The sequence below is a fragment of the Xanthomonas arboricola pv. juglandis genome (genome assembly GCF_001013475.1).
In the GTDB taxonomy this organism is placed as follows: domain Bacteria; phylum Pseudomonadota; class Gammaproteobacteria; order Xanthomonadales; family Xanthomonadaceae; genus Xanthomonas; species Xanthomonas arboricola.
Genome location: NZ_JZEF01000002.1, coordinates 1,276,044 through 1,293,571, shown reverse-complemented (window position 1 = coordinate 1,293,571; position 17,528 = coordinate 1,276,044). Strand labels below are relative to the sequence as shown.

Here is a 17,528-nt window from a genome sequence, read left to right as displayed (position 1 = left end):
TCGCTCTGATCGCCGTCCAGCGCCAGACGCGCCGAACCGTGGATGATCGGGGTGTCATCGCCCGGGAAGTCGTACTTGCTGAGCAGCTCGCGCACTTCCATTTCGACCAGCTCGAGCAGCTCGGCGTCGTCGACCATGTCGGCCTTGTTCAGGAACACGACGATGTGCGGCACACCGACCTGACGCGAGAGCAGGATGTGCTCACGGGTCTGCGGCATCGGGCCGTCAGCAGCCGAACATACCAGGATTGCGCCGTCCATCTGCGCCGCACCGGTGATCATGTTCTTGACGTAGTCGGCGTGGCCGGGGCAATCGACGTGCGCGTAGTGACGGTTCGGGGATTCGTATTCGACGTGGGCGGTCGAAATCGTGATGCCGCGCGCCTTCTCTTCCGGCGCCGCGTCGATCGCGTCATACGCCTTGAACTCGCCACCGAAACGCTCAGCACCGATCTTGGTCAGCGCGGCTGTCAACGTGGTCTTGCCATGGTCAACGTGACCGATGGTGCCGACGTTCACGTGCGGCTTGGTGCGCTCAAATTTAGCTTTTGCCATGGGTGCGTGTCTCGGTAATCGTTTGGAGTTAAAGACGATTGAGTAGTGGTGCTCACGAAAGGAATCGAACCTTCGACCTCCTCCTTACCAAGGAGGTGCTCTACCGACTGAGCTACGTGAGCGAGTTTTGCATTATGCCATGCATTTGCGTTCAATGGAGCGGGAGACGGGAATCGAACCCGCACCATCAGCTTGGAAGGCTGAGGTTCTACCGTTGAACTACTCCCGCGCCGGGAACTGCATGCCACAACGTGAAACTGGTGGAGGGAGGTGGATTCGAACCACCGAAGGCGTAAGCCAGCAGATTTACAGTCTGCCCCCGTTGGCCGCTTGGGTATCCCTCCAGCTTTTACTACCGGACCGGTGCGCGATGAGGCGAATTCGGTTCGGGGTGAAGCAGCCCGTTATTTTGTTGTGGGATGCATGCAGTGTCAACAAAAATTTTGAGCAAATCGTCAGTACCGAAGACGCGCGACCATCGGGGTCGCGCGCAACCGGTCAGACGTTGAAGCGGAAGTGCAGCACGTCGCCTTCCTGCACGCGGTATTCCTTGCCTTCCAGACGCAAACGCCCCGCATCGCGCGCACCGGCTTCGCCGCGGTGCTTGATGAAGTCGTCGAAGCCGATCGTCTCGGCGCGAATGAAGCCCTTCTCGAAGTCGGTATGGATCACCGCTGCCGCCTGCGGCGCGGTCGAGCCAGCCCTGACCGTCCACGCACGCACTTCCTTGACGCCGGCAGTGAAGTAGGTCTGCAGGCCAAGCAACTTGTAGGCGGCACGGATGACGCGATTCAGGCCCGGCTCGTCCAGACCCAGATCGGCCAGGAAGGTGTCGCGGTCCTCGTCGTCAAGCTGCGACAGCTCTTCCTCGATCGCTGCCGAGACCGGCACCACTTCGGCGCCTTCGGCCAACGCATGCCGACGCACCGCGTCCAGGTGCGGATTGTTCTCGAAACCGTCCTCGAGCACGTTGGCGATGTACATCACCGGCTTGAGCGTCAACAGGAACAGGTCGCGCACCAGCGCCTTTTCATCGTCGTCCAGGCCGGCTGCACGCCCCGCCTTGCCATCGGCCAGCGCGGCCTGCAATTTGGCCAGCACCGGCTTGCGCGCCGCGGCATCCTTGTCGCCACCCTTGGCACTGCGCTCGGCACGGTTGAGCGCCTTTTCCACGCTGTCCAGATCGGCCAGTGCCAGTTCGGTATCGATGGTTTCGATATCGCTGATCGGGTCGACCTTGTTGTTTACATGGATGACGTCGTCGTTTTCGAAGCAACGCACCACGTGGGTAATCGCATCGACCTCGCGGATATGCGCCAGGAACTTGTTGCCCAGCCCTTCGCCGCTGGCCGCACCCGCCACCAGGCCGGCGATATCGACGAACTCGACCGCGGTCGGAATCAGTTTCTGCGGCTTGACGATCTCAGCCAGTTGATTGAGGCGCGGATCCGGCACCGGCACGATGCCGACGTTAGGCTCGATGGTGCAGAACGGAAAATTGGCCGCAGCGATGCCCGCCTTGGTCAGCGCATTGAACAGGGTCGACTTGCCGACGTTGGGCAGGCCGACGATGCCGCATTTGATACCCATGGGTTTTCCAGTGAATGGAGAATCGGGAATCGAGAATGGCAAGAGCAAGGCTCATCCCATTCCCGATTCCCCATTCTCTATTTTTCCGTATGCAGGCGCTTCATCGCCTCGTTGAAATTACCCTCCAGTGCCAGCGGCAGGACATCGATGGCTGCGTCCACTGCAGTGCCGATTGCCGCGTCGTCGTCGCGCCCTGCCCGTCCCAGCACCCAGGGCACCACACGGTCCTTGTGGCCGGGATGGCCGATGCCGATCCGCAAGCGATGGAATTTACCGTGTCCCAGCAGGCGAATGGTGTCGCGCAGGCCGTTCTGGCCGCCGTGGCCGCCATCGAACTTGAGCCGCGCGATGCCCGGCGCAAGATCCAGTTCGTCGTGTGCAACGAGCAGTTGCTCCGGCTCGATCTTCCAGAACCGCAACGCGGCGGCGATCGATTTGCCGCTGAGATTCATGAAGGTGGCTGGCTTGAGCAGCCAGACCGATTGCCCGGCGATCTCGACCTTGGCGGTCTCGCCGAACAACTTGGCGTCCAGCCCCCAACGCACGCCATGGCGCTCGACGAGGGCATCGACGAAACGAAACCCGGCGTTGTGCCGGGTTTGCGCGTGCTCCGGACCGGGATTCCCGAGTCCGACAATCAGGCGGAGTGCAGACATGCCAGTGACCGCAGCCGATCCCGCGCAGTGCGAGGGATCGGCCGACGGCTTACTTGGTCTCGGCGCCTTCGCTGCCTTCTTCACCGGCAGCGTCTTCTTCCTCGATCCGCACGTGCTTGGCAGCAACCACCGCCACGTCGTGCTCCTTGCCCAGCTTCAGTTCCGGAATTTCCACACCGGCCGGCAGCTTGATCTCGGACAAGTGGATCACGTTACCCACTTCCAGGGCACCGAGGTCCACTTCGATGAACTCCGGCAGATCCTTCGGCAGGCAGACGACCTGAACTTCGTTGAGTTCGTGGGTGACGACCACTTCGCTGGACTTACCGGCCGGCGATGCTGCTTCGTTGATGAAGTGCAGCGGCACGGCGGCGCTGAGCTTCTCGTTGGCGCTGACGCGCTGGAAGTCGATGTGGATGATCAGCTGCTTGAACGGATGGCGCTGCATGTCACGCAGCAGCACCTGCTGCACGTCGCCATTGAGGTTCAGGTCGAGGATCGACGAGTAGAACCACTCGTTCTGCTGGGCAAGCCAGATCTGCTCGTGGTTGAGCTGGATGCTGACCGGCTCGAGTTCGCCACCGTAAACGATGGCCGGAATGACGCCAGCGTGACGTAGGCGGCGGCTCGCACCCTTCCCCTCGTTCGCGCGGCGCTCGACCTTGATTTCGTGAGTCTTTGCCATGTTGTTTCACTACCTAGATTGGAATACCGCCTCGCGGCGATGAAGCGTCTCACCCGCGACCAGGCGAGACGTGGTACCGACACCCGGAACTCCGGGCGCCGAATGCGGCATCAGTCGACGTAGAGCGAACTCACCGACTCGCCGAAGGCGATACGGCGAATGGTCTCGGCCAGCAGTTCGGCCACGCTCAGCTGACGAATCTTGGCGCAGGTGCGCGCGGCTTCGTTCAGCGGAATCGTGTCGGTGACCACCAGCTCGTCGAGCTGCGAATTGTTGATGTTGTCCACTGCCGGGCCGGACAGCACCGGGTGGGTGATGTAGGCCACCACCTTGAGCGCGCCGCGCTGCTTCAGCGCTGCGGCGGCGGCGCACAGGGTCCCGGCAGTATCGACCAGGTCGTCGACCAGCACGCAGGTCTTGCCCTGCACGTCGCCGATAATGTTCATCACCGTGGCGACGTTGGCGCGCGGACGGCGCTTGTCGATGATGGCCAGATCCGCATCGTCCAGACGCTTGGCGACGGCGCGCGCGCGCACCACGCCGCCCACGTCCGGCGATACCACGATCAGGTTGTCGGTGCCGTAGGCGCGCCAGATGTCGGCCAGCAGCAGCGGCGAGGCATAGACGTTATCGACCGGCACATCGAAGAAGCCCTGGATCTGGTCGGCATGCAGATCGACCGTCAACACGCGGTCGGCCTCCATCGCGCAGATCATCTTGGCGGCGACCTTGGCAGTGATCGGCACGCGCGAGGAGCGCATGCGGCGGTCCTGGCGCGAGTAGCCGAAGTACGGGATGACCGCGGTCACCGACGCGGCGCTGGCGCGCTTGAGCGCGTCGATCAGCACCAGCAGCTCCATCAGGTTTTCCGCGCTTGGCGCGCAGGTCGGCTGGATCACGAACACTTCCTGCCGGCGCACGCTTTCTTCGATCTCGACCTGCACCTCGCCATCGGAGAAGCGCGTGACCAGCGCCTTGCCCATGCGAACGCCGAGCTCCTTGCAGATGCTCAAGGCGAGCGGTTTGTTGGCATTGCCGGAGAACACCAGCAGGTTACGTTGGTCTTGCATGGGATCTCTCGGGCGGCGGCAAAGAGCGTGCGGGCGATGGTTGAGCTGGACAAAGCCGACCAAATGCCGGGCTTTTCGTTGAATCCCCCGCACATGGATGTGCGGGCTGTTGCAGGGGACCTGCATATACGGCTGTTGCAGAGGGACCTGCATGTACGACTGGTGCAGGGGACCTGCATCAACAACTGGCAGGGGCGGTAGGATTCGAACCTACGAATGCCAGGATCAAAACCTGGTGCCTTGGGCCTCTTGGCGACGCCCCTGCATCAAACCTGTCTCGCGTCCAGCGCGTCGAGCAGTGGCGAGTGCGCTGCACCTTCCACGACCCACGCCCTCAGGCTGCCCGGCAACTGCGCCATGGCCTGCTCTGCAGCAGCGCGCGTGGCGAATTCGACGAAACACCCGCTCCCTGACCCGGTCAAACGCGGCGTCCCGATCCTGGACAGGGCCTGGAACACTGCCTCGATGGCGGGTTCACGGCGCCGCAGGACCGGCTCGAACGCATTGTCGAGCAGGGAACCCGAAGCGAAGTCCGCTATTTTCACGGGCGCAGCATCCCGCGTCAATTCCCGTGATTGAAATAAGACCGGGGTGGGCACGTGAATTCCCGGATCGACCAGCACGTAGGACGCCGCCGGGAGACTGATCGGGGTCAGTCGCTCGCCAACACCCTCGGCCCAGGCATTGTGACCGCGCACGAACACCGGCACGTCGGCGCCCAGTCGCAGCCCCAACTCGGCCAGCGTCTGGACCGGCAAGCCCAGGCCCCACAAGGCGTTCAGCGCGACCAGCACGGTGGCGGCATCCGACGATCCGCCGCCGAAGCCGCCGCCGGCGGGGATGCGTTTGTCGACCCGGATGTCAGCGCCGGCCTGCGTGCCCGCGCTGGATTGCAGCAGGCGCGCGGCCCGGATGACCAGGTCATCGGCTTCAGCCACGCCGGGCAGGCTGTCGCCGATGCGCCGGATCAGCCCGTCGTTGCGCACACGAAGATGAATGGTGTCCCCCCAATCCAGCAGCCGGAACACGGTCTGCAGCAGGTGGTAGCCATCGGCGCGGCGCCCGACGATCTGCAGGAACAGGTTGAGCTTGGCCGGCGCAGGCCACGCCGACCAGCCCGTCTCCAGCGCGGACATCAGGGCGATACCGTCCACTGATCGACCAGCAGGCGCACCTTGGCCTCGCCGTTGCGGGCTTCGATGCGCTGCGGCAGCTCGGGTTGCCCGGCGCCGGCCGGCGCCCAGGCGAGAAAGTCGATCGTCCAGCCATCCTGCCGCACGGTACGTGGCCGCCCGGCCGCATCCAGATCGGCGCGCGCGTCGGCGATGCGCAGCGCGCGCACCCAGTCCGGCATCTGGTTGACCGGGATGGTCCAGCCGGTCGCTTCCAGCAGCACCTGCTCGGCGTCCGGGCCGCTACGCGGGCCGCCGTCCAGCCCTTCCAGGCGTCCGCCGCCGCTGGCGGTGTCGCCGGTGAGCACCCAGCTCTGCCGGGTTACCGGCGCACTGAGCTGCACGCGGTATTTCGCACCGTCCTGCTGCCAGTCGATGCGGCCGCTACCGCCGTTGCTGCCCTTGCTGATCGCCACCCGGCCCTGGAACGACCAGGTCGGATGCGCCAGCAGCCAGGCCTGGCGTGCGGCTTCGGCCTGACGCGCACTCTCGGAAACCTGTTCGACCACTGCGGCACCACTGCCCTGCCCGCGCGGCACGCTGACGCAGGCCGACAGCCCGACCAGCACCAGCCCGCTCAGGGCCAGTGTTCGGATCGCCCCGCTCATAGCCCGAATTTTTCCACGGCGCGTTGCAGCGCGCGGTTGTCCGGATCCAGGCGCCGCGCTTCATCGAAGTAGCGCCGCGCCTCATCCTGCTTGCCGCTGACCCACAGCACCTCGCCCACGTGCGCGGCGATTTCCGGGTCCTTGACCAGGGCCCAGGCACGGCGCAGTTGCACCAGGGCTTCCTTGGTGCGGCCCATGCGATACAGCACCCAGCCGTAGCTGTCGACGATGGCCGGGTTGTCCGGGTCGGCGGTGCGGGCGCGGTCGATCAGCGCCAGCGCTTCCTTGTAGCGGGTGGTGCGGTCGGCCAGGGTGTAGCCCAGCGCGTTCAGCGCCGCCACGTTTTCCGGTTCGGCCACCAGGATCTTGCGCAGGTCGGCCTCGGCACGCGCGACATCGTCACGGCGCTCCCAGGCCAGGCCGCGGGCGTACAGCAGCGCGCCGTCGTCCGGATAGGCGGCCAGGCCGCGCTCGAAGGCATCCAGTTCGCCCGCTGCATCGTCGGCGCGCTGGTGCAGCTCGGCTTCGAGCACGTAGGCGTCGCGACGCGCGTCGTCGTCGGCGCTGGCATCGCTCTGCAATGCGCGGGCTTCGGCGAGCGCCTCGGGCTTGCGGCCCAGCTCGTACAGGGCGCTGGCGGCGCGCAGGCGCGCCTCGCTCAGCTGCGGGCCGCCGGGCACGCCGCGATACCACTCCACCGCCTCGTCGTAGCGCTTGAGGAATTCGGCGATCTTGCCGAGCAGCAGGCGGCGGTCCGGGTCGGGCTTGGTGGCGTTGCTCTTGAGCTCGCCGTACAGCGCCTCCAGCGCGGTGCGATCCTTTTCCTTGGCCAGCATGGAGGCACGCAGCCCGTAGGTCTGGGTGTCCTGCGGCCCGGTCGACAAGACCCGCGCGGCGGCTTCGGTCTGCCCCATGGCGTCGTAGGCAAAGGCCAGCGCACCACGCAGCTCGGAATCCTTGACCGCCTGCGGCTCGACATTCTTCAGCAATGCCAGCGCTTCGTCGTTCTTGCCTTCCTGCTGCAGCTGGGTGGCGTGCAACAAGGCCACGCGCGGCTCTTCGGGGAAGCGGCGCACCACTTCGTCGACGATGCGCTTGGCCAGCGCCGGGCGCTCCATGCGCAGGGCGAGCCGGCCAAATTCCTGCCAGGCTTCGATCTGATTGGGGATGGCGCCGGCCTTGACCAGGTCTTCGAGCACGTCGGCCGAGGCTTCCGGCTCGCGCCCGCCATTGGCCAGGGCGATCAGAGCAAAGCGCCAGCCGCGCGGGTCGGGCTCCTTGAGCAGGCCGAGCAGGTCACGGCGAGCGGTACGCAAGTCGTTGCGGCGCAAGGCCAGCGAGGCCTCGGTACTGCGCATGGACATCGACGAGGGTGCGCGGGCACGCCACAGCGCCAGGGCCTCGATCGCACGCGGGTCGTCGTTGGCCAGCATGGCGATGCGGGCAGCGCGTTCGGCCAGCCCGGCGTCGCCGGCCTCGGCCTTGGCGGCATCCAGGTAGGCGCGGGCGGCATCGTCCAACTGCCCGGCCTGCAAGGCAAATTCGCCGGCGAGCACCGGCTCCAGCGAGGTGGTGCCGGCGCGACCGGGCGGCGGCGCGGGCGGTGCTTTCTTGGGTGCTGCAGTGGCACTGGTGGAGACTGCGACCAGCAAAAGAACACACAGGATGCGAATCGGTACAGGCATCGGGGGCAACCGGGCCGTAAAATGGGGCCCTGAATGGCCGCCAGCTTATCGCAAGCAACTGAACAATGACGTTGTGGGTGCTCGGACTGAATCACCAGACCGCACCTGTGGACCTGCGCGAACGCGCGGCGTTCGCAGGTGACGCGTTGCCGCGCGCACTCGAATCCCTGCGCGCGTTGCCGCAGGTGCGCGAGGCCGCGTTGCTGTCCACCTGCAACCGCACCGAGCTGTATGCGATGTCCGACGACCCGCACAGCCTGGTGAGCTGGCTGGAGACCCATGCGCCGGGCTTGAGCGGTTACCTGTATCAGCACCAGGAGGAAGCGGCGGTACGCCACCTGTTCCGCGTTGCCACCGGGCTGGACTCGATGGTGCTGGGCGAGCCGCAGATCCTGGGCCAGGTGAAGGACGCCTGGGCAGTGGCGCGTGCACATGGCGCGCTGGGCAGCGGGCTGGACCGCCTGTTTCAGCAGACCTTCTCGGTCGCCAAGCGGGCGCGCACCGATACCCGCGTCGGTGCCAATCCGGTGTCGGTGGCCTCCACCGCGGTGCGACTGGCGCAGGAATCCTTCGCGCGGCTCAACGAATCCACCGTGCTGCTGATCGGCGCGGGCGAAACCATCGAGCTTGCGGCCAAACATCTGAGCGAAGGCCGCGTGCGCCGCTTGTTGATCGCCAATCGCACACTTGCGCATGCGCAGACGCTGGCCAGCCAGCACGGCGGTTACGCCCTGCCGCTGACCGATCTGGACCGCCATCTGGCCGAAGCCGACGTGGTGTTCTCGGCCACCGCCGCGCGCGAGCCGATCGTGACGCGCACGCAGGTAGAACAGGCGCTGCGCGCGCGCAAGCGCAAGCCGATGCTGCTGTTCGACCTGGCGGTGCCGCGCGACATCGAAGCCTCGGTGGCCGAACTCGGCGACGCCTACCTGTACACGGTGGACGACCTGGAACGCGCGGTGGAAGACAACCGCCGCGGCCGGCGCGAAGCCGCCGACCAGGCCGAAGCCATCATCGACCTGCAGGTGGCTCGCTATGTCGAGACCTTGCAGGCCAACGCGCGCCAGGCGCCGCTCAAGCGCTTGCGCGCGTTCGGCGACAGCACCCGCGACGAACTGCTGGCCAAGGCGCGCCAGCAATTGCACAACGGCAAGCCGGCCGACGAAGTACTGGAACAGCTGGCGCACGCGCTGACCAACCGGCTGCTGCATCCGCCCACCGCCGCGCTGCGCGATGCCGCGCTCAACAACGACCTGGAATTGACCAACGCGGCCGACCGGCTGTTCCCGGAAAAACCGGGTTACCGACATCCCCCTGTAGCCACCCCGATCGTGAGGACCGATGACGCCGACCCTGCGCCGTAAGCTCGAAGCGCTGGCCGAGCGCCGCGAAGAACTGCAGCACCTGCTCTCCGACCCCGATGTGGTCAACAACAACGACAGGTTCCGCACGCTGTCGCGCGAACTGTCGCAGCTGGAGCCGGTGGCCGTGGCCCTGGAAGACGAAGCGCGCGCCAAGGCCGACCTGAGCGCGGCCGAAGCGATGCGCAACGATCCGGAAATGCGCGAGCTGGCCGAAGAGGAGATCGCCGCCGCACAGGCGCGCCTGGAAGAACTGGATGCGCAACTGGCCTTGCTGCTGGTACCGCGCGACCCGCGCGATGACGGCAACCTGTTCCTGGAAGTACGCGCCGGTACCGGCGGCGACGAGGCGGCGATCTTTGCCGGCGACCTGTTCCGCATGTACGCGCGCTATGCCGAGCGCCAGGGCTGGAAGGTGGAAATCGAATCCGACAGCCCCGGCGAGCACGGCGGCTACAAGGAAGTGGTGGCACGGGTGGTCGGACGCGGCGCGTATTCGCGGCTGAAGTTCGAATCCGGCACCCACCGCGTGCAGCGCGTGCCGGCGACCGAGTCGCAGGGCCGCATCCACACCTCGGCGGCGACGGTGGCGATCATTCCCGAAGCCGACGATGTGGAAGAGATCGTGATCAACCCCGCCGACCTGAAAGTGGACACCTTCCGCTCGTCCGGTGCCGGCGGCCAGCACGTCAACAAGACCGAATCGGCAATCCGCATCACCCATGTGCCCAGCGGCGTGGTGGTGGAATGCCAGACCGAGCGCAGCCAGCATGCCAACCGCGACAAGGCGATGAAGCGGCTGAAGGCGCAATTGGTGGAAGCCGAACGCAGCAAGGCGGCCGCCGCCGAAGCGCAGACGCGCAAGTTGCAGGTCGGCAGCGGCGACCGCAGCCAACGTATCCGCACCTACAGCTTCCCGCAGGGCCGCATCACCGACCACCGCGTGGAAGGCCTGACGCTGTACGACCTGCCCAACATCATCGAAGGCGATCTGGATGCACTGATCGCACGACTGCTACACGAGCATCAGGCCGACGAACTGGCACGGTTGAGCGACAGCCCGTGAGTGCGCAGGTGCCGCGCGAGCTGCTGCAGCTGCGCGAGGCGGTGCGACGCCAGCCGGGTGATTTCATCGCCTGGCTGATGCTGGCCGACGCCGAACTCGGCATGGGCGCAATCGCTGCAGGCGAGGCCGCGGTGCAACGCGCGCTTGCACTGCAGCCAGGCCATCCGGAAGCAGTGGCGCGGCTTGGCCGGGTGCGCTGGACACAGCAACGACATGCCGACGCGGCAGCGTTGTTGCAGCAGGCATCGGACCTGGTGCCGCAGCATCCGGGCATCGCGTTGTGGCTGGGGCACGCATTGGAAGATGCAGGCCAGGCCGAAGCGGCCGCGGCTGCGTATACGCGTGCGCATCAGTTGCTGCCCGACGAGCCGTATATCACTGCGCAACTGCTCAACTGGCGACGCCGCCTGTGCGACTGGCGCGAGCTGGATGCGCTCGCTGCGCAGGTGCGTAGCGCCGTGGCGCAGGGCGCTGCTGCGGTGGAGCCGTTCGCCTTCCTGAGCGAGGACGCCAGCGCTGCCGAACAGCTGGCGTGTGCACGGACGCGCGCGCAGGCAGTCGCTGCGATGTTGCGCCCGTTACCGCCGACTGCCGTGCGCAGCCAGGGCGGGTTGCGGCTCGGCTTCGTTTCCAACGGGTTTGGTGCGCACCCCACCGGCTTGCTGACGGTCGCGTTGTTCGAAGCGCTGAAGCGCCGGCAGCCGGCGCTGCAACTGCATCTGTTCGCCACCAGCCATGACGACCGCAGCGAGATCCGCGCGCGCCTGGCGCAAGCCACCACGCTGCACGATGTCACCGAGTTCGGGCACCTGGCCACCGCGCAGCACATCCGCGACCAGGGCATCGATCTGCTGTTCGACCTGCGCGGCTGGGGCGGTGGCGGGCGCCCGGAAGTGTTCGCACTGCGGCCGGCGCCGCTGCAGCTCAACTGGCTGGCATATCCGGGCACATCGGGTGCGCCGTGGATGGACTATGTGCTGGGCGATGCGTTTGCGCTGCCGCCGGCGCTGGAGCCGTTCTACCGCGAGCGCGTGCTGCGCCTGAACGGTGCGTTTCAGCCGTCGGACACCTCGCGCGTGGTCGCCGAGCCGCCGTCGCGGGCGCAGTGCGGCCTGCCCGAGCATGGCGTGGTGCTGTGCTGCTTCAACAACAGCTACAAGCTCAATCCGCGCAGCATGGCGCGCATGCTGGCAGTGTTGCGTGCGGTGCCGGGCAGCGTGCTGTGGCTATTGTCCGGACCGGGCGAGGCCGACGCACGCCTGCGTGCGGTAGCGCAGACGCAGGGCGTGGCTGCGCAGCGCCTGGTGTTCATGCCGAAGCTGCCGCACGCGCAGTATCTGGCGCGCTACCGGCATGCAGACCTGTTCCTGGATACGCATCCGTACAACGCGCATACCACCGCATCGGATGCTCTATGGGCGGGTTGCCCGGTGTTGACCACGCCCGGCGAGACATTTGCCGCGCGCGTGGCCGGCAGCCTGAATCATCATCTGGGGCTGGATGAGATGAATGTGGCCGATGACGCTGCGTTCGTGGCCAAGGCGGTGGCGTTGGCGAGTGACACAGCGGCATTGAGTGCGTTGCGTGCGCGGGTGGCGGAGCGTCGGCGCGAGTCGGGCGTGTTCGATATGGATGGGTTTGCCGACGGGTTCGCGGACCTGATGCAAGCACTCGCGCGCCAACATGGTTGGTCAGGTAACTAGCGGGCTGCTCGCCTTTTCAAACTAGATGGCTGTCTTCCGCCGCACCCTCACCCCAAGGCACGCGCGCCCAGCTGTGCCTCCTCGCCCCTGCGGGAGAGGTGCTTGAAAGCGTCACTGAGTTTCTTCGAGACCTTTTCAGGTCATGGAAACAACGTGCAGAGCGGCAGCGTGGCCGGGGATTGGCGGAGAGCGGCACAGGGATGTGCCGCGGCGGCGAGTCAGACAGGATGTCTGCCGAGCCGAGGAGCCGATTCCCCGGCCGCGCTGCCGCCCTCACCGAAGCGAGTACCGACAGGCATCTTGCTTCGCCGTACCCTCACCCCACCCCCTCCTCCCGGCGGGAGAGGGACGTCCAATCTTGCGGCGTGGGCGCTCGGCGGCACGCACACCACGGGCGCGCAAGCTGTGCCTTCTCGCCCCGCAGGGAGAGCGACTTATCGATTTGCCACGAACTATCAGTTGCTAATTGCCAGTGTCAGCGAACCCCGCCGGCAACCAACGTTGTGCGGCTTCACGCCGTGGTGCTGTACCCGGTCGTTCCGGCTCGCTAGGCTTGGGGCATGCCTTCCAATCTCGACTTCATTCCCTTGCACCTGTGCGTGCTGACGGTGTCCGACAGCCGCACGCTGGCCGATGATCGCTCCGGCGACTATCTGGTCGATGCCCTCACTCACGACGGTCATGTGCTGCACGAGCGCGCCCTGTGTCCGGACGATCGCTACCGCATGCGCGCGATCGTCTCTGCGTGGATCGCCGATGCGCAGGTCGACGGCATCCTGATCACTGGCGGCACCGGCTTTACCGGCCGTGACAGCACGCCGGAGGCGATCACGCCGTTGCTGGACAAGACCATGCCCGGTTTCGGCGAATTGTTCCGCGCGGTCAGTGTCGAAGAAATCGGCACCTCGTCGCTGCAGTCGCGCGCGTTTGCGGGGCTGGCCAATCACAGTTTCGTGTTCTGCCTGCCCGGCTCCACCTCGGCCTGCCGCACGGCCTGGGAAAAGATCGTGCGTGCGCAGCTGGATGCGCGGACCAAGCCCTGCAATCTGGCGACACTGCGTCCACGTCTGGGCGAATAGCCTGCGCGCTCCATCGCTGTCGGAACGCGCATGTCGCACCTGAAACGCAAGGCCTACAAGAAGTTGCTGGCACCGCTGCAGCTGGAACTGGTCAACATGGCGCGCTGGCTGCGGCATACCAACCAGCGCGCGCTGGTACTGGTGGAAGGCCGCGACACCGCCGGCAAGGGCGGTGTGATCCAGGCCATCGCCAGCCATCTGAACCCGCGCCAGTGCCGGGTGGTGGCGTTGCCGACACCCAACGACCGCGAAAGCACGCAATGGTATTTCCAGCGCTATGTGGCGCACCTGCCGGCGGCCGGCGAGTTGGTGCTGATGGATCGCAGCTGGTACAACCGCGCCGGCGTGGAACGGGTGATGGGCTATTGCACCGACGCGCAATACGACGCGTTTCTGGAGCAGGCGCCGCGCTTCGAACAACTGCTGGTCGACGACGGCATCCTGCTGTTCAAGTACTGGCTGTGCGTGGATCAGGCCGAGCAGGAACAGCGCTTTGCCGAACGCCAGGAAGATCCGCTCAAGGGCTGGAAACTGTCGCCGGTGGATCTGCAGTCACGCAGCAAGTACGAGGACTACACCGCCGCGCGCGAGCGCATGCTCGAGGTGACGCATACGCCGGATGCGCCATGGACGCTGGTGGATTTCAACGACCAGAAGCGCGGCCGGTTGAGCCTGATCCGCAATCTGCTGGATCGGCTCCCGGACACCGCGGTGCCCGATGACACGCTGCAGCTGCCGCCGTTGAACGGCAAGCCGCACAAGGAACGTTACGGCGTGCTGGAACCGATCGACGATTACGCCGGCCAGTCCTGAGAGATCTCGTCACTGGCCGCAGTGGCACGCGGCAAGGGATACAGGCCGGCCTGGCGCTCGGCCTGCTCGGCCTGCAGCACCAGCTGACTCAGGCGCTGACTGAACAGCTGCATGAAACCGCGGTGCAGCGGACGCATCGCTTCGATGTAGTCGACGTCGTCGGCTTGCGCACCGAGCGGGCTGCAGGACGACAGCAGCACTTCGTCCAGGCGTAGCGCGCTGTCGGGCAGACGCACCAGCGCGGCGCGGCGCAACCAGTCGCGCATGCCCTGACGGTACTCGGCAGCCAGGATGTAGGCCACTTCGACCTGATCCAGGTCCACATCCGGATTCCACGCCAGCACCTGGATGACCTGCGAGCGCTCGTCCAGCATGCGGCTCTCGGCAACCAGGCCGTGCAATTGCTGCAGCAGACGCCATTGGACGCCGGCGGCCTCGCGCTGCGGGGCCGGCATGGTCTCGATCGCCAGCGCCAGGCGACGTGCGAACAGCGCCGGCACTTCGGCCAGGACGATCGGGCCGGCATCGGCGCCGAGCAGGAAACGTTCGGTGCGCAGCGTGGCGGTGTCGGGCAGGTAGCCGTCCTGCAGCGGGCGCATCACGCCGTGGTCGAGCAGCGACAGCACCACATCCAGCCAGTAGCGACGCTCCTGTTGCAGCGCGCGGTTGGCGGTGGCGTTCTGCCAGGCCGGACGGAGATCATCCAGACGCGAGATGCAGGCCTGGGCATCCAGGGTGTCCCAGGGCGCACGGGTGGCGTCGTTGGGATCGAAATTCTCCACGCTGAGCATGCCGCCGCCGAAGCGGTGCCAGGCTGCGCCGCGCTGGCTGCCGGCAGGATCCGGCCTGGAGGCCGACAGCGGCGCCGCGGGGGCCGGGCGTAACAGCGCCGCGTAGGCGTCGGCCCAGGAATCGGGCAGACGTGCCGACAGCGGATAGCTGGTAGCGGGCGCGCCCAGGCCGTGACGTGCGAGCTTCAGGCTCCACAGCACCGCAGCGATCACGATGCCGCCGAAGATCCAGGCCAGCAGCCAGCTGGTGGCCGCCTGCCCTGGCTGCAGCACGCGGGTCTGTGGCTGCAGAAACAGCAACCAGCCGCTGCCCGACAGGACGCCCAAATACAGCCATGGCGCCAGCTGCGCCAGGCGACGGTTGCGGGCAGGCAGTTCGTGCCCGTCGGTGTGATCTTGAGATGGAGCGGCCATACATTCCCCCTGCACGCCTGATCGCGCTGACAAGGTTATCGGCGACGCATCGTAAGTCTGTTGGCCTGCCCGGCTGGCAGCGACTCAGCCAGTTACAAATTCTTCAGTCGGCGGCGGCGCGGAGGGCGTGCGGGTCACCGCCGCCACCCTGGCCGCCGGCGGACCTTGCCATAACCAGGTTTCCAGCGCGTCCAGCGCGGCGTCGGGCCCGGCAGCGACCACTTCCACGCTGCCGTCGGGCTGGTTGCGCGCATGCCCACGCAGGCCCAGCGCAACCGCGCGCTCGCGGGTGGAGGCGCGGAACCACACGCCCTGCACCACGCCGGTGACGACGAAGCGCGCCGCCTGCATCAGCCGGCCTTGCCGGTGATGCCGACCGCCGTTTCGATGTCGCGTGCGGTCACCGGGCCGAGGAACTGCTTGGCCACCTTGCCGTCCGGCCCGATCAGATACGTCATCGGCAAGCCGCGCGGCGTGGCGAAGTCCTGCGGCGGCTGGTAGGGGTCGAGGATGGCGATCGGGTACGACACCGGGTGGTCCTTCAGGAACGCCTGCATGTCGGCGCTGCTGATGTCTTCATAGGCCAGGCCCACCACTTCGATGGTGTCGCGCATGGTGTGCAGCGCCGACAGCTCGGGCATTTCCTTCAGGCATGGCGCGCACCAGGTGGCCCAGAAATTGACCACCACCCACTTGCCGCGATGCGCGGCCAAGTCATAGGCCTCGCCGGTCACGGTCGGCAGCGACAGCTTGGGCATCTCGGCGGTCTGCTGCACCACCGAGGTGTCGGTTGGGCTGGCCGGGTCGGCGGGGGCGGCCGGCGTTTGCGGTGTCTGTGCGGTGGTCGCCGGCGCTGCACCGCCGGCGGCGGGCGTGCCCTCGCCGGTGGGTTTGCAGGCGGTCAGCAACACCAGCGGCAACAGCAGCGCACAGGCGCCGCGCACAAGGCGCACGGTCATGTAAGGTCTCCGGGAAGGTGGGTGTAGAGGTCGCCGACCGGTTGCGCCAGCACGCTGCGCAAGGGTTGGCGCAGTTGTTCCAGCGCAGCGGCAGCGGCCTGGCCGTAGGCATCGTCGCGGCACGGCAGGGGGCGGTCTTCGATCGGCACGCGCAGCTGGCAGCTTTCGTAGAGTTCGGCCAGCGGCACCACGTCCAGGTCGCGCGCCAGCAGCCATTGGCCGCGCTCGTCGCGGCGCAGCAGGCGGATGCGTTTGAGTTCGCACAGCAACTCCTGCATCAGCGTGTCGGTGAGCATCGGCTCCAACGCCAGGATGCGGTCTTCGTCCAGCCCGTTGCCGTGAATGCGCGCCTGGCGGAAGCGGCCGAGCAGGCGCAGCAGGCCATAGATCTCGAAGCCCGGCGGCAGCCGCATCGCTTCGGGCTGGTAACGGAATGCCGCCATCGAAGAGGCCAGCGAAGCCCCCAGCAGCACCGAGACCCAGCTCAGGTAGATCCACAACAGCAGGATCGGCAGCGCCGACAGCGCGCCGTAAATACGCTGGTAGGTCTGGAAATTGCCCAGATAGAAGCCGAAGCCCCATTTGACGATTTCCATCAGGATCACCGCCAGCAACGCGCCCGGCAGCGCATGCCGCAGGCGTACCCCATGCTGCGGCACCACGCGGTAGATCAGCACGATGCAGACGAATTCCACCGCCATTGGTGCCAGCCGCCAGGCGAATTCGGCCAGCCACTGGCCTTCGGTGGTGCGGAACAGCGGCAGCGCGAACACGTAGGCGGCCATCGCCATCGAGGCGGCGGCCAGCATCGTGCCCAGGGTCAGCACCGTCCAGTAGATCAGGAAGCGTGTCACCTTCGGCCGTGCCGCAGCCACCCGCCAGATGCTGTTGAAGGTCTGCTCGATGCTGTGCAGGGTGATCAGCAGCGAGGCCACCAGCGCGACCATACCGGCCACGGTGAACTTGCCCAGATCCTCCAGCGAACGATTGAGGTAGTTCTGCACCGAGCGCGCCGCGCCGGGCACGAAGTTGTTGAAGATGAAGTCGGTCAGCGCGTCCTTCCATTCGTTGAAGGCCGGGAACGCCGACAGCACCCCGAACACCACGATCGCCAGCGGCACCAGCGCAAATACCGTGGTGTAGGCGAGCGAGGCGGCCGCCTGGAACAGGCGGTCATCGAGAAAGCGGCGCCACAGGAAGCGCCCGAAGCTGACCGTCCGCGCGCGGTCGCGCAGCCGTTCTTTCCATTGGTGGATTTTGTTCACGCGCAACATCGCGCAAGGGTACCCGATGCGCCGTCATCGCGGCCTTGCCGCAACTGC

17 protein-coding genes and 4 tRNA genes are annotated in these 17,528 nt (G+C 66.5%); 5 read left to right on the top strand and 16 right to left on the bottom strand.

Going from position 1 to position 17,528, the window contains the following annotated elements:
* The 12 genes from XARJCFBP2528_RS10930 to XARJCFBP2528_RS10875 form a co-directional block, all read right to left on the bottom strand.
* Positions 1–554, bottom strand: a 554-nt coding sequence (locus XARJCFBP2528_RS10930; RefSeq protein ID WP_047124661.1) for a GTP-binding protein, incomplete at its 3' end; no start/stop codon positions are given.
* A 46-nt stretch (positions 555–600) separates the two neighbouring features.
* Positions 601–676 (bottom strand) — tRNA-Thr (locus tag XARJCFBP2528_RS10925).
* A gap of 33 nt (positions 677–709) precedes the next feature.
* Positions 710–783, bottom strand: a tRNA-Gly gene (locus XARJCFBP2528_RS10920).
* 29 nt (positions 784–812) lie between these two features.
* Positions 813–898, bottom strand: a tRNA-Tyr gene (locus tag XARJCFBP2528_RS10915).
* Positions 899–1,052: 154 nt separating this feature from the next.
* A complete protein-coding gene (gene ychF, locus XARJCFBP2528_RS10910) occupies positions 1,053–2,144 on the bottom strand; it encodes a redox-regulated ATPase YchF (RefSeq protein WP_016900686.1) in 1,092 nt (363 codons plus the stop codon).
* Between the two features lie 77 nt (positions 2,145–2,221).
* The gene (pth, locus tag XARJCFBP2528_RS10905; RefSeq protein ID WP_016900687.1) at positions 2,222–2,800 is read right to left on the bottom strand and encodes an aminoacyl-tRNA hydrolase; all 579 of its coding nucleotides are present in this window, start codon (positions 2,798–2,800) and stop codon (positions 2,222–2,224) included.
* 49 nt (positions 2,801–2,849) lie between these two features.
* Positions 2,850–3,485, bottom strand: coding sequence for a 50S ribosomal protein L25/general stress protein Ctc (locus XARJCFBP2528_RS10900; RefSeq protein WP_016900688.1), 636 nt, complete (start codon positions 3,483–3,485; stop codon positions 2,850–2,852).
* Between the two features lie 110 nt (positions 3,486–3,595).
* Positions 3,596–4,555, bottom strand: a complete 960-nt coding sequence (locus XARJCFBP2528_RS10895) for a ribose-phosphate diphosphokinase (protein ID WP_002811729.1) — start codon at positions 4,553–4,555, stop codon at positions 3,596–3,598.
* A gap of 186 nt (positions 4,556–4,741) precedes the next feature.
* A tRNA-Gln gene (locus XARJCFBP2528_RS10890) sits at positions 4,742–4,818 on the bottom strand.
* A 3-nt stretch (positions 4,819–4,821) separates the two neighbouring features.
* The gene (gene ispE, locus XARJCFBP2528_RS10885) at positions 4,822–5,709 is read right to left on the bottom strand and encodes a 4-(cytidine 5'-diphospho)-2-C-methyl-D-erythritol kinase (protein ID WP_026063965.1); all 888 of its coding nucleotides are present in this window, start codon (positions 5,707–5,709) and stop codon (positions 4,822–4,824) included.
* Positions 5,691–6,335: a lipoprotein insertase outer membrane protein LolB gene (gene lolB / locus XARJCFBP2528_RS10880; RefSeq protein ID WP_016900690.1), complete on the bottom strand. Its 645-nt coding sequence runs from the start codon at positions 6,333–6,335 to the stop codon at positions 5,691–5,693. Before lolB ends, ispE begins: the two co-directional genes overlap by 19 nt.
* A complete protein-coding gene (locus XARJCFBP2528_RS10875) occupies positions 6,332–8,020 on the bottom strand; it encodes a tetratricopeptide repeat protein (RefSeq protein ID WP_026063966.1) in 1,689 nt (562 codons plus the stop codon). Before XARJCFBP2528_RS10875 ends, lolB begins: the two co-directional genes overlap by 4 nt.
* A gap of 65 nt (positions 8,021–8,085) precedes the next feature.
* Between XARJCFBP2528_RS10875 and hemA the strand changes: the two genes are divergently transcribed.
* From hemA to ppk2, 5 genes are all read left to right on the top strand, one after another.
* Positions 8,086–9,384, top strand: coding sequence for a glutamyl-tRNA reductase (gene hemA / locus XARJCFBP2528_RS10870; RefSeq protein WP_016900692.1), 1,299 nt, complete (start codon positions 8,086–8,088; stop codon positions 9,382–9,384).
* Complete coding sequence (gene prfA, locus XARJCFBP2528_RS10865; protein ID WP_016900693.1) at positions 9,362–10,447, top strand: peptide chain release factor 1; 1,086 nt, start codon at positions 9,362–9,364, stop codon at positions 10,445–10,447. The genes hemA and prfA overlap by 23 nt, the downstream gene beginning before the upstream one ends.
* Positions 10,444–12,150: an O-linked N-acetylglucosamine transferase, SPINDLY family protein gene (locus XARJCFBP2528_RS10860; RefSeq protein ID WP_016900694.1), complete on the top strand. Its 1,707-nt coding sequence runs from the start codon at positions 10,444–10,446 to the stop codon at positions 12,148–12,150. Before prfA ends, XARJCFBP2528_RS10860 begins: the two co-directional genes overlap by 4 nt.
* 560 nt (positions 12,151–12,710) lie before the next feature.
* Positions 12,711–13,229 (top strand): molybdenum cofactor biosynthesis protein B, encoded by a 519-nt coding sequence (gene moaB / locus XARJCFBP2528_RS10855; protein WP_016900695.1) that lies wholly within the window; start codon positions 12,711–12,713, stop codon positions 13,227–13,229.
* 30 nt (positions 13,230–13,259) lie between these two features.
* Positions 13,260–14,042, top strand: coding sequence for a polyphosphate kinase 2 (ppk2, locus tag XARJCFBP2528_RS10850; protein WP_016900696.1), 783 nt, complete (start codon positions 13,260–13,262; stop codon positions 14,040–14,042).
* Here ppk2 and XARJCFBP2528_RS10845 read toward each other — a convergent pair.
* From XARJCFBP2528_RS10845 to XARJCFBP2528_RS10830, 4 genes are all read right to left on the bottom strand, one after another.
* Positions 14,024–15,247, bottom strand: a complete 1,224-nt coding sequence (locus tag XARJCFBP2528_RS10845; RefSeq protein ID WP_016900697.1) for a hypothetical protein — start codon at positions 15,245–15,247, stop codon at positions 14,024–14,026. The two genes, ppk2 and XARJCFBP2528_RS10845, sit on opposite strands and share 19 nt — an antisense overlap.
* Positions 15,248–15,331: 84 nt before the next feature.
* Complete coding sequence (locus XARJCFBP2528_RS10840; RefSeq protein WP_016900698.1) at positions 15,332–15,598, bottom strand: acylphosphatase; 267 nt, start codon at positions 15,596–15,598, stop codon at positions 15,332–15,334.
* Positions 15,598–16,206: a TlpA family protein disulfide reductase gene (locus XARJCFBP2528_RS10835; protein WP_016900699.1), complete on the bottom strand. Its 609-nt coding sequence runs from the start codon at positions 16,204–16,206 to the stop codon at positions 15,598–15,600. The genes XARJCFBP2528_RS10840 and XARJCFBP2528_RS10835 overlap by 1 nt, the downstream gene beginning before the upstream one ends.
* Positions 16,203–17,480 carry a YihY family inner membrane protein gene (locus XARJCFBP2528_RS10830; RefSeq protein WP_016900700.1) on the bottom strand — a complete coding sequence of 426 codons (1,278 nt, stop codon included), beginning with the start codon at positions 17,478–17,480 and terminating at the stop codon, positions 16,203–16,205. The genes XARJCFBP2528_RS10835 and XARJCFBP2528_RS10830 overlap by 4 nt, the downstream gene beginning before the upstream one ends.
* Between the last annotated feature and the right edge of the window lie 48 nt (positions 17,481–17,528).